Origin of the sequence: Ectothiorhodospira shaposhnikovii, from assembly GCF_022227765.1 — a bacterium.
Lineage (GTDB): Bacteria > Pseudomonadota > Gammaproteobacteria > Ectothiorhodospirales > Ectothiorhodospiraceae > Ectothiorhodospira.
This window is the reverse complement of the sequence record NZ_JAJMLZ010000009.1, coordinates 46,412-58,795: the sequence shown is the minus strand read 5'-3', so window position 1 is coordinate 58,795 and position 12,384 is coordinate 46,412. Positions and strand designations below refer to the sequence as shown.

Annotated in this window: 11 protein-coding genes; 7 read left to right on the top strand and 4 right to left on the bottom strand. The window is 63.7% G+C overall.

From position 1 onward, the window contains the following. The first annotated feature begins 8 nt into the window (after positions 1-8). The 6 genes from LQD11_RS12930 to LQD11_RS12905 all read left to right on the top strand — a co-directional run bounded on the left by LQD11_RS12930 (position 9) and on the right by LQD11_RS12905 (position 7,711). Positions 9-833: a CheR family methyltransferase gene (locus LQD11_RS12930; protein ID WP_238617916.1), complete on the top strand. Its 825-nt coding sequence runs from the start codon at positions 9-11 to the stop codon at positions 831-833. A gap of 73 nt (positions 834-906) precedes the next feature. After that, on the top strand, positions 907-1,983 hold the full coding sequence (locus tag LQD11_RS12925; RefSeq protein ID WP_238617915.1) for a protein-glutamate methylesterase/protein-glutamine glutaminase: 1,077 nt from the start codon (positions 907-909) through the stop codon (positions 1,981-1,983). A 109-nt stretch (positions 1,984-2,092) separates the two neighbouring features. Further along, positions 2,093-3,739 carry a DUF342 domain-containing protein gene (locus LQD11_RS12920; protein WP_238617914.1) on the top strand — a complete coding sequence of 549 codons (1,647 nt, stop codon included), beginning with the start codon at positions 2,093-2,095 and terminating at the stop codon, positions 3,737-3,739. Positions 3,740-3,808: 69 nt separating this feature from the next. After that, positions 3,809-4,384, top strand: a complete 576-nt coding sequence (locus tag LQD11_RS12915) for an NnrU family protein (RefSeq protein WP_238617913.1) — start codon at positions 3,809-3,811, stop codon at positions 4,382-4,384. A 108-nt stretch (positions 4,385-4,492) separates the two neighbouring features. Then, positions 4,493-6,073 carry a methyl-accepting chemotaxis protein gene (locus LQD11_RS12910; protein WP_238617912.1) on the top strand — a complete coding sequence of 527 codons (1,581 nt, stop codon included), beginning with the start codon at positions 4,493-4,495 and terminating at the stop codon, positions 6,071-6,073. A gap of 57 nt (positions 6,074-6,130) precedes the next feature. Continuing rightward, positions 6,131-7,711: a methyl-accepting chemotaxis protein gene (locus tag LQD11_RS12905; protein WP_238617911.1), complete on the top strand. Its 1,581-nt coding sequence runs from the start codon at positions 6,131-6,133 to the stop codon at positions 7,709-7,711. Here LQD11_RS12905 and LQD11_RS12900 read toward each other — a convergent pair. The 4 genes from LQD11_RS12900 to LQD11_RS12885 all read right to left on the bottom strand — a co-directional run bounded on the left by LQD11_RS12900 (position 7,705) and on the right by LQD11_RS12885 (position 11,373). Then, on the bottom strand, positions 7,705-8,997 hold the full coding sequence (locus LQD11_RS12900) for a RuBisCO large subunit C-terminal-like domain-containing protein (protein ID WP_238617910.1): 1,293 nt from the start codon (positions 8,995-8,997) through the stop codon (positions 7,705-7,707). The two genes, LQD11_RS12905 and LQD11_RS12900, sit on opposite strands and share 7 nt — an antisense overlap. Before the next feature lie 5 nt (positions 8,998-9,002). Next, entirely contained in the window at positions 9,003-9,431 is a 429-nt protein-coding gene (locus tag LQD11_RS12895; protein ID WP_238617909.1) for a secondary thiamine-phosphate synthase enzyme YjbQ, read from the bottom strand. A gap of 75 nt (positions 9,432-9,506) precedes the next feature. Then, positions 9,507-9,956 (bottom strand): hypothetical protein, encoded by a 450-nt coding sequence (locus LQD11_RS12890; protein ID WP_238617908.1) that lies wholly within the window; start codon positions 9,954-9,956, stop codon positions 9,507-9,509. A 46-nt stretch (positions 9,957-10,002) separates the two neighbouring features. Beyond that, positions 10,003-11,373, bottom strand: a complete 1,371-nt coding sequence (locus tag LQD11_RS12885) for an NAD(P)/FAD-dependent oxidoreductase (protein ID WP_238617907.1) — start codon at positions 11,371-11,373, stop codon at positions 10,003-10,005. Between the two features lie 229 nt (positions 11,374-11,602). Here LQD11_RS12885 and minC point away from each other — a divergent pair, with 229 nt between their 5' ends. Further along, entirely contained in the window at positions 11,603-12,358 is a 756-nt protein-coding gene (minC, locus tag LQD11_RS12880; protein WP_238617906.1) for a septum site-determining protein MinC, read from the top strand. Positions 12,359-12,384 lie beyond the last annotated feature (26 nt).

Here is a 12,384-nt window from a genome sequence, read left to right as displayed (position 1 = left end):
GTGTCCTCATGGCTGATGTTGAACTTAAGGACCACGAGTTTGCCCAGTTCCAGCGTTTGATTTTCCAGTTGGCGGGCATCAGTCTGTCCTCCGCCAAGAAGACGCTGGTGCAGGGGCGACTGTCCAAACGGCTGGACCACCATGGTGTCGCCAGTTTCACCGCGTATTATCGTTATCTGCAACTGCATCCCGCGGAGTGCCAGTTGGCGGTGGATCTGCTCACCACCAACGAGACGTATTTTTTCCGTGAGCCGCGTCATTTCGACTGGCTTCAGCAGCAGGTGCTGATTCCTTATCGGGATCGATCCAGCCGTTCCTCGGCCCTGCCGCTGCGGCTTTGGAGTGCCGCCGCTTCCAGCGGCGAGGAGGCCTACAGCATGGCGATGTCCTGCGCGGACATTCTGGGCCGGCAAGGCTGGGAGGTGATGGGTTCCGACATCAGTCACCGCGTACTGGCCAAGGCCCGCCGGGGGCTTTATGAGATGACCCGTACCGATGGCATTCCCGAGCGTTACCTGAAGGCATTTTGCCTCAAGGGCACAGGGCAGTATGCGGGGCACTTGCTGGTGGAGCCGAAGCTGCGTGAAAAGGTACGGTTTGTGCCGGTGAACCTCAATGAAAACCTGCCCGATGTGGGAGAGTTTGATGTCATTTTTCTGCGTAACATACTGATCTACTTCACCATGGAGATCAAGCAGCAGGTGCTGGATCGAGTGATTCGTCGTCTACGCATGGGGGGATGGCTCTTTATCGGGCACTCCGAAACCCTGAATGGCATCGACCACAAGTTGATCCAGAGGGCGCCGGCGGTCTATCAGAAAGTCCCTGCGTGATGAAACACAATGCTCGCACATACGATGTGTGCGTCCATCCCGGTGAAGTCAGCCCGGGATTCGAGAGAGGCTCATGAAGACAATCCGGGTGATGGTGGTGGATGATTCCGCCACCGTCAGGCAGGTTCTTTCCGAAGTGCTGTCCACCGCGCCCGATATCCGGGTGATCGGCACCGCGGCCGATCCCATCTTCGCCTTGCAGAAGATGGAGCGGGAATGGCCTGACGTGCTGGTGCTGGATATCGAGATGCCCCGGATGGACGGCATCACTTTTCTGAAGAAATTGATGGCCGAGCATCCCACGCCGGTCGTGATCTGCTCCACTCTGACGGAAAAGGGCGCCCGAGTGACCATGCAGGCGATGGCCGCCGGTGCCGTTGAAGTGGTGACCAAGCCCACCGTGGGACTCAAGCAGTTTCTGGTGGACGCCGGGGAGGCCTTGATTCGCTCGGTAAGAGCCGCGGCCAATGCCCGGATGCGCAAACCGATACCGGTGCCGGGAGGGACTCCAAAGCCGCCCTCGGACGCGTTCATGCCCGTGAACGACCCCGGCATGTACAAGACCACCGACAAGGTGGTGGCCATCGGTACCTCCACCGGGGGGACTCAGGCCCTGGAATCCTTGCTCACGCGCCTTCCTCGCACCACACCGGGTCTGGTGGTGGTTCAGCACATGCCGGAAAAATTCACCGCCGCCTTTGCCGCCAGGCTGAACGGCATTTGTGCTATCGAGGTTCGCGAGGCGCGGGACGGCGATCGGGTCATCCCCGGATTGGCCCTCATCGCCCCCGGCGGTTTTCATCTGCTGCTGCAGCGCAGTGGGGCTCAGTACCGGGTCGGCGTGATCCAGGGGCCGGTCGTGAACCGTCACCGACCCTCCGTGGATGTTCTGTTTCGTTCCGTGGCCCGCTGTGCCGGGGGCAATGCCCTGGGCATCATCATGACCGGGATGGGGGATGACGGTGCCCGGGGGCTGAAGGAGATGCATGAGGCGGGGGCGCTCACACTGGCTCAGGATGAGGCATCCTGCGTGGTCTACGGCATGCCCCGGGAGGCGGTCAAAATGCAGGCGGTGGATCGCAGTGTCTCGTTACAGGCCTTGCCCGATGAGATCATGGAGTTCGGGCACGGCCGGGGGCGCCGCGCCTGAGTGCGGGGGGGGATCGTCCGGTAATCACCCCGGTACGTCTGGTGGGTCATGGACACATTGCCTTGGGAGTGTTAAGACTCGTTCCATAGACATGGCGACGGGACAGGATATGACTTCGGCCGGACTGGCGTTTCGCGTGGACGATGCAACGGGTCGTCTTTTTGTGGGCGTGATTGATCCGGAGCGCCGGCACGAGGTGGATGAATCCCGGCTGACCGCCGCCCTGGCGGAAGCCGGATTTGGTGACTGGGCCGTTGACCCAAGGGAGATGTCCCTGTTGCTGGAGGCCCTGGCCAATGAGGCGGCCGAGCTTGCCGGACGGGAGTTTCCCGTTGCCCGCCGCATGGACGGCAGTTTCAGGCTCACCCTGGATGCGCGCAAACAGGCCGCCACCTTGCGTGTCACACCTCCCAGAGGTGGGCTGGCGGTTTCCGAGGACGCCGTCCGCCAAGCCATCAACGCGCAGGGCATCATCCACGGCCTGGATGAGGCCGTCCTGTTCGATACCCTGCAGGCGGGCCGCCTGGCGCCCGCGGAAGCGATCATTGCCCGGGCCACGCCTCCGGTTCACGGTCGGGACACGGAATTTGAATCCCTGATCCCCAAGGCCCGCCGCCGCATGCCTCATATCGATGAGCGAGGACGGGCCGATTACCGGGATCTGGGGGAGGTGCCCCAGGTCAGTCCCGGTACCCCCCTGATGCGTCGGCATGCCGCCACGTCGGGTACGTCCGGCACGAACCTGCTGGGTCAGATCGTCCCGGCCCGGCCCGGTCGGGAACTGGCCTTTGCCGGTTCACTGCGCAATGTCGCCCCCGATCCCGATGACCCCGATCTGCTGGTGGCGACCATCGCCGGTGCGCCGGTGGTCGTGCCCCGGGGTGTCATGGTCGAAGAATCCCTTCAGGTCGACAGAGTGGATCTCTCCTCGGGCAATCTCGCCTTCGAGGGCAGTGTCCTGATCCGGGGTGACGTGGTGTCCGGCATGAAGGTGACCGCCAGCGGTGACATCATCGTCAACGGCATGGTGGAGGGTGCCGTGCTAGAGGCCGGCGGGGATATCCGGATCCGGCACGGCGTGGTGGGCCAGCTGCATCCGGATGAACAGGAGGAAGGCAAGACCAAGCCCACGGCATCGCTCAAGGCCCTCGGCACGGTCAGCGCCCATTTTCTGGAGAATGCGCGGGTTCAGGCCGCCCAAGTGGTGGTTCAGGAGCAGGTTGTCCATTGCTGGATCAGTGCGGCCCATACCGTGGTGGTGGGTGGCACGGGGGCGCGCAAGGGCCAGATCGTGGGCGGGGTGGTGCGTGCCCGGGAACTGATCGAATGCCTCCTGCTGGGCTCGCCCACGGGCCCTCATACCCAGGTGGTGGTGGGCGCCGATCCCGAGTTGCGGGACCAACTCCAGGCCCTGGAACAGCGCATCGAGCAACAGACCCATCTGGCGGAAGAACTCTCCCGCAGTCTGCAGTTCGCCAGACACCATCCCGAGCGGGTGGCGGCGGATTTTCAGCGCCGGGCGGCCAATACCCTGGTCGAGGCCCAGGGCCATATCCGGGATCTGGGGCTGGAAAAGGACAGCCTGACGGCGCAGCTGGGGCGCTGCGAAGGGGCCTGCATTCTGGTCAGGCAACGGATCTATCCCGGCGTGGAGGTCTGGGTCGGGGACAAGCCGCGGCGCATGGAATCGGAATCGGTCGGCGGTGTCTTCCTGCTACGGGAAGGCGAGTTGATGCTGGATCATGCCCCAGCATAAGCATTTCAGCAAATTCGGTTAGAATTCCCCCGCTTTTACCGTCAAAATCCAACACAGGAAGGAATAACCGTGATCGTACTCATCCTTGGTCTGGCGATGTTTCTGGGGATTCATTCCCTGCGCATCTTTGCCGACGATTGGCGCAGTGCCCGCATTCGGCAGTGGGGAGAAAAGGGCTGGATGGCCTTTGCCGGGGCGGTGTCCCTGATCGGCTTCATTCTCATCATCTGGGGCTACGGCATGGCCCGGCTGAGCCCCATCGTCATCTGGTATCCGCCTATCTGGCTGCACCACGTGACGGCCCTTTTGTCCCTGCTGGCCTTCATCATCCTGGCGGCGGCCTTCGTGCCGGGCAATCACATCAAGGCAGCCGTGAAGCACCCCATGGTCATCGCCGTCAAGGCCTGGGCCTTCGGGCATCTGCTGGCCAACGGCATGCTGGCGGACATCCTGCTGTTCGGTGCCTTCCTGGTATGGTCCGTGCTGTGCTTCCGTTCCCTGCGCCAGCGTGATCAGGCTCAGGGTTCCACGGTTGCTGCCGCTAACCTGAAAGGAACCGCCATCACGGTCGTGGCCGGTCTGGCGGGCTACCTGATCTTTGCCTTCTTCCTGCACGAGTGGCTGATCGGGGTGCCCGTCAAGTAAGGCCCGGACCCGGCTCTCCCCTCCGGTCCATGCCCGCCGGGCCGAAGGGGAGCCCCGAGCTTCACGGGTTGCAAGCTTGTCTTTCGTTACGGGATCCGAATTCGCGATATGAAAAAAAACTTCCCTATCACCGGCAGGGAACAGTCCTTCGGGGACAAAGCCAACATTCTTTCCACCACGGATCTCAAGGGCGCCATCAGTTACGTCAACGATGACTTCATCACCATCTGCGGTTTTACCGAAGACGAACTGCTGGGCAAGAATCACAACATCGTACGTCATCCCGAGATGCCCCCCGAGGCATTTTCGGACCTGTGGTCCAGCCTCAAGGCCGGACGGGCCTGGATGGGGATGGTGAAGAACCGGTGCAAGAACGGCGATCACTACTGGGTCAGCGCCTTCGTCATGCCGATCCTGCAAAACGGCAAGGTTCAGGAGTACCAGTCCGTCAGGACCCACCCCCAACGGGATCTGGTCAGCCGGGCGACCGACATCTATGCCCGCATCCTGGCCGGCAAGCCCCCCATTGCCCTGAAACTCCCCGCCATTTCCGTGCATCTGCGTCTGCTCACGGGCATTGCCCTGGCCGGCATGGCGACGCTGCTGGGTGCCTTGTGGCTGGGGACGCCGGTATCGATCGCCCTGTTCACGCTGGGGCCGGCCACGGCACTGGCACTGGCGTTGGCCGGTTGGCAGTTGCAGCCCCTGTCGGCACTGCGGGACAAGGCGCGAGCCGTTGCCGTCAATCCCCTGGGCCAATATGTCTACACCGGACGACGGGACGTGTTCGGCGAAATCGAGTTTGCCCTGCGCATGCTCGAATCGGAGCGGGGCGCGGCGGTCGGTCGGGTGGCCGACGATGCCACCCGCCTGGCCCGCCAGGCGGATCACATGGTCGATACCGTACAGGCTGCCACCGCACAGATCCTGCGTCAGCAGGCGGAAACGGACCAGGTGGCGACAGCCGTGAACGAGATGGCCGCCAGCGTCCAGGAGGTTGCCCACAATGCCCGCAGCACCGCGGAGGCGGCGGACGTGGCGGACGGCAATTCCAGTCACGGCCGGCAGGTGGTTGCCTCCACCGAGGACTCGATCCTGCATCTGGCCCGGGAGGTGCGGCACGCCACGACCGTGATCCAGGCGCTGGAACACAGCAGCAGTCAGATCAGTGCCGTGCTGGATGTCATCCGGGGCATTGCGGAGCAGACCAATCTGCTGGCCCTGAACGCGGCCATCGAGGCCGCGCGTGCCGGCGAGCATGGCCGGGGATTTGCCGTGGTGGCCGATGAGGTGCGCAGCCTGGCCACCCGGACCCAGAACTCCACCCAGGAGATTCAGGCCATGATCCAGAAGCTGCAGGCAGGCGCTCGTTCTTCGGTGAGCGTGATGCAGGAGAGCCTGCAACAGGCGGAAAAGAGCGTGAATCAGGCCCGGGACGCCGCCGCCGCGTTGGAGGCCATCACCCGTGACGTGAAGTCCATCACGGACATGAGTACCCAGATTGCCACGGCGGTGAACGAGCAGAGTCTGGTCAGCGAGGAAATCAATCGCAGCATCACCCGCATTCGGGAGGCCGCTGACAGCAACGCCCGGGACAGCCGCAGTATCGAGGCGCTGGCGGTGGGAGTGGCCGGTCTGGCCTCGGAGCTGCGACTGCTGGCGGCGCACTTCTGGGACAAAAAGCAGTGAGCAGGCCGTCGTTCCGGATTTGTCGGGCCGACCTCCACTACATCACCGAGAATTGCCATGAAGAAGAATCTGCCGGTCACAGGAAGGGAGAAGACCTTTTCCAGCCAGGTCAATATTCTTTCGACCACCGATCTCAAGGGCATCATCACGGACGTCAATGGGGATTTCATCGAGATCAGCGGCTATACGGAAGCCGAACTGCTGAACAAGAACCACAATATCCTGCGCCATCCCGACATGCCGCCGGCCGCATTCCAGAATCTTTGGGATTCGCTCAAGGCCGGCAGAAGCTGGATGGGGGTGGTCAAGAACCGCTGCAAGAACGGTGATCACTACTGGGTCAACGCCTATGTCACCCCGATTCGCAAGGATGGCCGGGTGGTGGAATACCAGTCCGTGCGTACCCGCCCCGACAGGGCGCTGGTGGAACGGGCGGAAGCCGTCTATGCCCAGGTCATGGCCGGTAGGCTGCCCCGGGCACTCCGATGGCCGTTGCCCGGGGTGCGGGTTCGTCTGCCGATGCTGATCCTCGCCGCCGCGGCGGTGGGCGGGGTAATGGGGCTTTTCGCGGGTGGGTCGGCCGCGCAGGTGCTGGCACCAACGGCCGGGTTCGGCGTGCTGGCCGGGACATGGGCCTGGTTCGGGGTATCCCCCCTGGCCCGATTGCAGCAGCGTGCGCGGGTGGTGGTTCACAACCCGCTCTGCCAGTTTGTCTATACCGGCCGCACCGATGAATACGGGGAGATCGACTTTGCGCTGCGCATGCTGGCGGCCGAGACGGGGGCGGCGGTGGGGCGCGTGGCGGAAGCCGCCAAGCGTCTGTCCGAGCAGACCCGGGAGATGGTGACCAGCGTGGAGCACTCCCGCAAGTCGATCATGGCCCAGCAGGCGGAGACGGAACAGGTGGCCACTGCCGTCAACCAGATGTCCGCCAGTGTGCAGGAAGTGGCATCCAGTGCCCGACATACCGCGCAATCCGCCGAACATGCCGATGAGGGTGCCGTCTCAGGGCGCCGACTGGTGGTGGAAACCGGCGCCGCCATCGGTCACCTGTCCCGGGAGGTGGACCGGGCAACCCAGGTGATTCATGACCTGCAGACGCGCAGTAACGAGATCAGCAAGGTGGTGGAGGTGATCCAGGGGATCGCGGAACAGACCAACCTGCTGGCCCTCAACGCGGCCATCGAGGCGGCTCGGGCCGGCGAGGAAGGGCGGGGATTTGCGGTGGTGGCCGATGAGGTGCGCAGCCTGGCCTCGCGAACCCAGAAGTCCACCCAGGAGATCCAGGACATGATCGAGAAGCTCCAGGCCGGCGCCGAGTCATCGGTGCAGGTGATGGGGCAGAGCCGGGAGCAGGCCGAGCGCTGCGTGATCCAGGCGGAAGAGGCCGCCGAATCCCTGGAGGCCATTACCCGCAGCGTAGGCGCCATCACCGAAATGAGCATCCAGATCGCCACGGCGGTGGATCAGCAAAGTGCCGTGAGCGAAGACATCAACCGCAGTGTCACGAACATCCGTCACAGCGCGGAAGAAAACGCCGATGCCATTCTCAAGATCGAACAGGCCGCCGGTGAACTGGCGGACCTGTCACGGCATCTGGAATTGCTGGCAATGCAGTTCTGGGACCGGATTCACTGAAACTGCTTGAGTGCCGCCGCCAGCTCCGGGTGTTGCCGGGCCTGTTCCGGCACCGGCACCCCCCGGGCCAGGGCATCCCAGGCCTGCCGGATGCTGGCGGCACCACCGCGGGGACCCATGGCATGGCCGAATACGCCGCGTCCCGGCACGAAACCAAAGTCCACGCTGCCCACCTTTTCGTACACCCGCTGCAGGGTGGCGGCGGAATCGCTGCCGCCGGGCACCGGCAGGCAGGGCTTGATGGGGCCCATGTCTTCCAGGCAGGCGCGGACATTGGCCATGACCTCCTCGTCGCTGGTCATCATGCGTGGCCCGAAACCCGGCATGATCACCGAGTCATAGCCGGCCAGACGCTGCAGCCGGGTGATGACCCGGGAGTGGATGCCGTAGTGGGGCAGGCGGCTGAAGGCGGCAATGAAGGGAAAGTGCCCGAACAGGGGGACCTGGGTGTGCTTGCGCAGCATCCGCACCGCGGACAGACCCACCGGCATGGCGTTCACCAGCAGGGCATTGGCACCCCGTGTCACGGCGATGTCGTGAAGCTCGGTCAGACGATCCACCTCGTCGGTGATGTTGGCCATGTACATCTTGGGCGTGCCGGTTTCCTGCTCAGCCCGGCGCCGGGCCTCGCCCAGATGGCGGCAGCGCGCCTCCAGCGGGGACCAGTCCGGATCGGCCAGCATCTCGTCGTCCTTGGCAATGTCCAGGCCGCCCAGCCAGGCCTCGCGGGCAATCGCCGAGAACGCCTCCGGCGGCAGTCCGATGTTGGGTTTGATCACGCCCAGGAAGATGGGGCGGTCATGGGCATGGAGCAGGTCACGCAGCCCCTGCACCCCGAACTTCGGACCCTGGAAGGCCCTGAGGAAGACCTCGGGGAAGTGGATGTCCATCAGCTTGATCAGCGGGATGCCCGGGGTGAAGAACGGGCCTTCGCCGCAGACCGCCGACAGCAGGTTGGGAATGCGGGGGCCGAAGTTTTCGTGGGGATGGGCGATGCGGACCCGGCAGGCGAAAATGCGCCCTTCGGCGGCATGGGTGACCGGATAGCTCAGGGCTTCCCGCTCTTCCAGTATTTCCATCTTGATCGCCTTGGCCGCGAACCGGGGACGCAGGTCCTCGTCCACATCCACCCGCTTCCACTGGGCGGTGGACTGTTCGCTGCACAGGTGGGCCACCGCCAGGCGCGGGTCACCCACGCATTCCAGTTCGTAGTCCAGGATCAGATAGCGGTCCAGATCCAGATCGGCGGGATCGGCGAAGAAACCTTCAATGTCGGCGGGCTGCATCGGCTTTAGTCGGTTCCCATGAAATGTACGGTCAGACGGCGCTCGGGGCGAGGACCGTCCAGTTCGATGAAGAAGATGGACTGCCAGGTGCCCAAAATCAGCGCGCCGTCCACGATGGGGATGGTCTCGGAGGCGTTCATGAACAGTCCCATGAGATGGGAATGGGCGTTGTCCCGGCCGTCCACGGGGTTTTCGTTGTGAAGGTAGTCGCCGTCACGGGGCACCAGGCGCTTGAGGTGGGTGAGCATGTCCCGCTGCAGCATGGGTTCCTGCTCGTTGAGATTCACGCAGGCGGTGGTGTGACGGGAGATCACGGTGCAGATGCCGTTGCGGATGCCGCTATCCGCGAAGAGGTCCTTCACCTGCTGGGTGACATCGATGATCTGGATGGGGGCCTCGGTGCGAAGGCGGATATCGTGGTGTGAGATCTTCATCGTCGGCGGACGGCTCTCGGTCTCGGTCGGGATGCCGAAGCGTAACCCGACCGAGGCGAGATATCCAGCGGGTGGTCAGTCCGCGACCTTTTCCGCCATGGCGGGCTGGGGCTGAGGCGAGGCTTGGGGTTGGGAGGGCGTTTCGGTGCGCGTCGCCTGGCTGGTGGGCCTGGGTCTGGAACGAATCCCCAGCAGGTTCAGCATGAAGGGGAAGGCCAGGATCGCGAACAGGGCGCCGAAGCCGATGCTGGCGCCGATCAGGGCCAGATAGTCGATGCCGGACAGGGCCGCCCAGCTGGACTTGGTGATGGTCGGCAGGGTGATTATGGCCAGCACGAAGATGAAGACCCCGAAGCCGACGGTCACATAGGCCGGCAGGACCCAGCAGGTCTTGCAACCCGCGGAGCGCTTGAGGAAATAGAAGGTCAGTGCAAAGTCCAGCAGCAGGAACAGCCCGATAAACCACAGCCAGCCCCGGAAGAACTCCAGGACCACTGCCAATAACCCCAGGATTGAAAATGCCATTGCCGATTCCTCTCTAAAAATGTTCTGAAAAAGTCATGACGGCGCCTCAGATACGGCCCCGGAGCATGGCCCGGTAGGCGGCCAGCAACAGGCGGTCCTTCATGACCCAGGGCACCCAGTGCTCCTGATAGGGGCTGATGAAGGGAAAGGATGGCTTCATCTTCAGGTCGTAATCGAACTCCACCAGGATGGCCTGACCCAACTCGGTGATCAGGGGGCAGGAGGTATAGCCGTCGTAAGCCGCGTTGAGCTGACTGCCCTGAATGGTCCGGATCATGTTCTCCACCGCCACCGGCACCTGGGCTTTGACGCTGGCGGCGGTCTTGCCGATGGGGACGCCGTTGATGTCGCCGGCACCGAACACATTGGGATAGCGCTTGTGCTGCAGGGTGAAGCGGTCCACCTCCAGCCAACCGGTGAAGGGAACCTCGCGGGCCGCCAGCTCACTGTTGCGCAGGGAATCGGGGGCGCTCATGGGCGGCACCACGTGGATGAAATCGTAATCCAGGGTCTCGTCACCCAGGGGGGTGGCAAAGGTGGCGGTCTTGCGCTCGGGGTCGATGGCCTTGAGGGGGTGATCCCAGTGGATATGGATACCCCGTTCGGGGAAGTTCTTGCGCAGGAAGTCGTCGGTGTGGGGCTGGGAAAACAGGCCGGTACCGGGGGGCAGGTAGTGCATCTCGGCGCGATCCCGGGTGCCCCGTTCCTTCATGCGGCTTTCCGTGAGCATGGCCACCTTGAGCGGGGCGCCGGCGCATTTCATGTCACCCCGCGGGCGGGTGAACAGGCCGATGCCGCCCTCGTTCACGAAATGGTCGACGGCCTGCCAGGTGCGCTCGGCCAGTTCCGGCTTGTCATAGACGCAGCCCACGCCCCGGTGACCGATGAGATTCTCCGACATGCCGTCAATGGCGGTGTAGTTGACCTGCAGTCCGGTGGCCACCATGAGGAAGTCATAGTCGATGGTGCGACCGGTTTCGGTCACCACCCGGTTGTTGTCCGGATCGTATTCGGCGACCATGTCGTGAACCCAGTTGACACTGGAGGGGACGTAGCGCCGGTTCCGGTCCAGGAGCTTTTCCGTCTGCCAGACGCCGGTACCCACCAGGGTCAGGCCGGGCTGGTAATAATGGTCCTGACGGCGATCGATCAGGGTGATGTCCGCCCCATCCAGTTCCCGGGCCAGTCGGGTGGCGCAGGAGAGACCGGCGGCACCGGCACCGACGATGACGATGCGGGCGTTGGTGGGAACGGCCCGGGCGGCGGCCGGATACATCATGCCGCCGGTGCCCACGGCGGCCCCCGCCAGCAGGGCGCCACCGCCGGAAAGCTTGAGGAAATCCCGGCGCGAGAGACCGGAGTGCTTCAGGGCACGCTCAACCGCGTCTTTTGCGTGCTTGTCATCTTGGCTGCTCATCTTTGCTTCATCTCCATTCCTGCTTGGTGGACGGCCGCAACGGACTTTCCGTGCATGCCGACAGGGCGGTTGCTCGACTGGGTCGATGCTTTATTGGATAGATTATAAGTATATTAACATGTTGCCGGCGCGTTGAATCCTCCGAACCGTTACAATGATGCGCCAGATCCCAAATCCACGTCTTCATAACCGGCGGGCCCTTGCGGCCCGGCTTTGCGGAACGACCTTTATGAATGCCCATCCCAGTCCCATTCAGCCCATTGAACTCAAGGGGCGCATGATCCTGGTATCCATTCTTCGGCTGCATGATGCGGATACCCATCGACTGAACGAGGCGCTGAATGCCCGCATGCGGGAGGCCCCCGAGCTGATGCGGGACATGCCCCTGCTGGTGGACCTGGAGCACCTGGCGGACACGTCGGTGGAGACCCTGACGCAGGTGATCGAGACCGTGCGCGGGCGGGGATTCAAGCTTATCGGATTGCAGCAGGGGACCGCGGCCCAGTCCGTCGCCTCCAGGGTGGGGCTGCCACTGATCGTCCTGGGCGGCAAGGGGGGCGAGATACCGCTCCGTGTCGCCCCTTCCCCGCAGGCCGAGCCCGCGAACGAACCCGCCCCCGCCGCACATCAGGAATCGACACCGGTGCAGGCGCTGCATACGGCTTCGCTGGTGGTGAATCAGCCGGTGCGTTCCGGCCAGCAGGTCTATGCCCGGGGGGGCGATCTGATCGTCCTGGGGACGGTGTCGGCGGGGGCCGAGCTGCTGGCCGACGGGCATATCCATGTTTACGGCACCCTGCGGGGCAAGGCCCTGGCCGGGGTCCGCGGCATGACGGGGGCAAGAATCTTCTGCCGGCGCCTGGATGCGGAACTGGTATCCATTGCCGGGCATTATCGGATCGCGGAGGATATCCTTGATGCCGAACGGGGAGATCACCGGCTGGTGACCCTGGCCGGCGAGACCATCAACATTTCGGAAATCTAGCGCAGAATTTCAAGGAGATGCAGGCT

Excerpts from the sequence above, each read along its gene's own strand:
- LQD11_RS12930 (WP_238617916.1), top strand. The coding sequence starts at position 9 with ATGGCTGATGTTGAACTTAAGGACCACGAGTTTGCCCAGTTCCAGCGT.
- LQD11_RS12925 (WP_238617915.1), top strand. The coding sequence starts at position 907 with ATGAAGACAATCCGGGTGATGGTGGTGGATGATTCCGCCACCGTCAGG.
- LQD11_RS12920 (WP_238617914.1), top strand. The coding sequence starts at position 2,093 with ATGACTTCGGCCGGACTGGCGTTTCGCGTGGACGATGCAACGGGTCGT.
- LQD11_RS12910 (WP_238617912.1), top strand. The coding sequence starts at position 4,493 with ATGAAAAAAAACTTCCCTATCACCGGCAGGGAACAGTCCTTCGGGGAC.
- LQD11_RS12905 (WP_238617911.1), top strand. The coding sequence starts at position 6,131 with ATGAAGAAGAATCTGCCGGTCACAGGAAGGGAGAAGACCTTTTCCAGC.
- LQD11_RS12900 (WP_238617910.1), bottom strand. The coding sequence starts at position 8,997 with ATGCAGCCCGCCGACATTGAAGGTTTCTTCGCCGATCCCGCCGATCTG.
- LQD11_RS12895 (WP_238617909.1), bottom strand. The coding sequence starts at position 9,431 with ATGAAGATCTCACACCACGATATCCGCCTTCGCACCGAGGCCCCCATC.
- LQD11_RS12890 (WP_238617908.1), bottom strand. The coding sequence starts at position 9,956 with ATGGCATTTTCAATCCTGGGGTTATTGGCAGTGGTCCTGGAGTTCTTC.
- LQD11_RS12885 (WP_238617907.1), bottom strand. The coding sequence starts at position 11,373 with ATGAGCAGCCAAGATGACAAGCACGCAAAAGACGCGGTTGAGCGTGCC.
- minC (WP_238617906.1), top strand. The coding sequence starts at position 11,603 with ATGAATGCCCATCCCAGTCCCATTCAGCCCATTGAACTCAAGGGGCGC.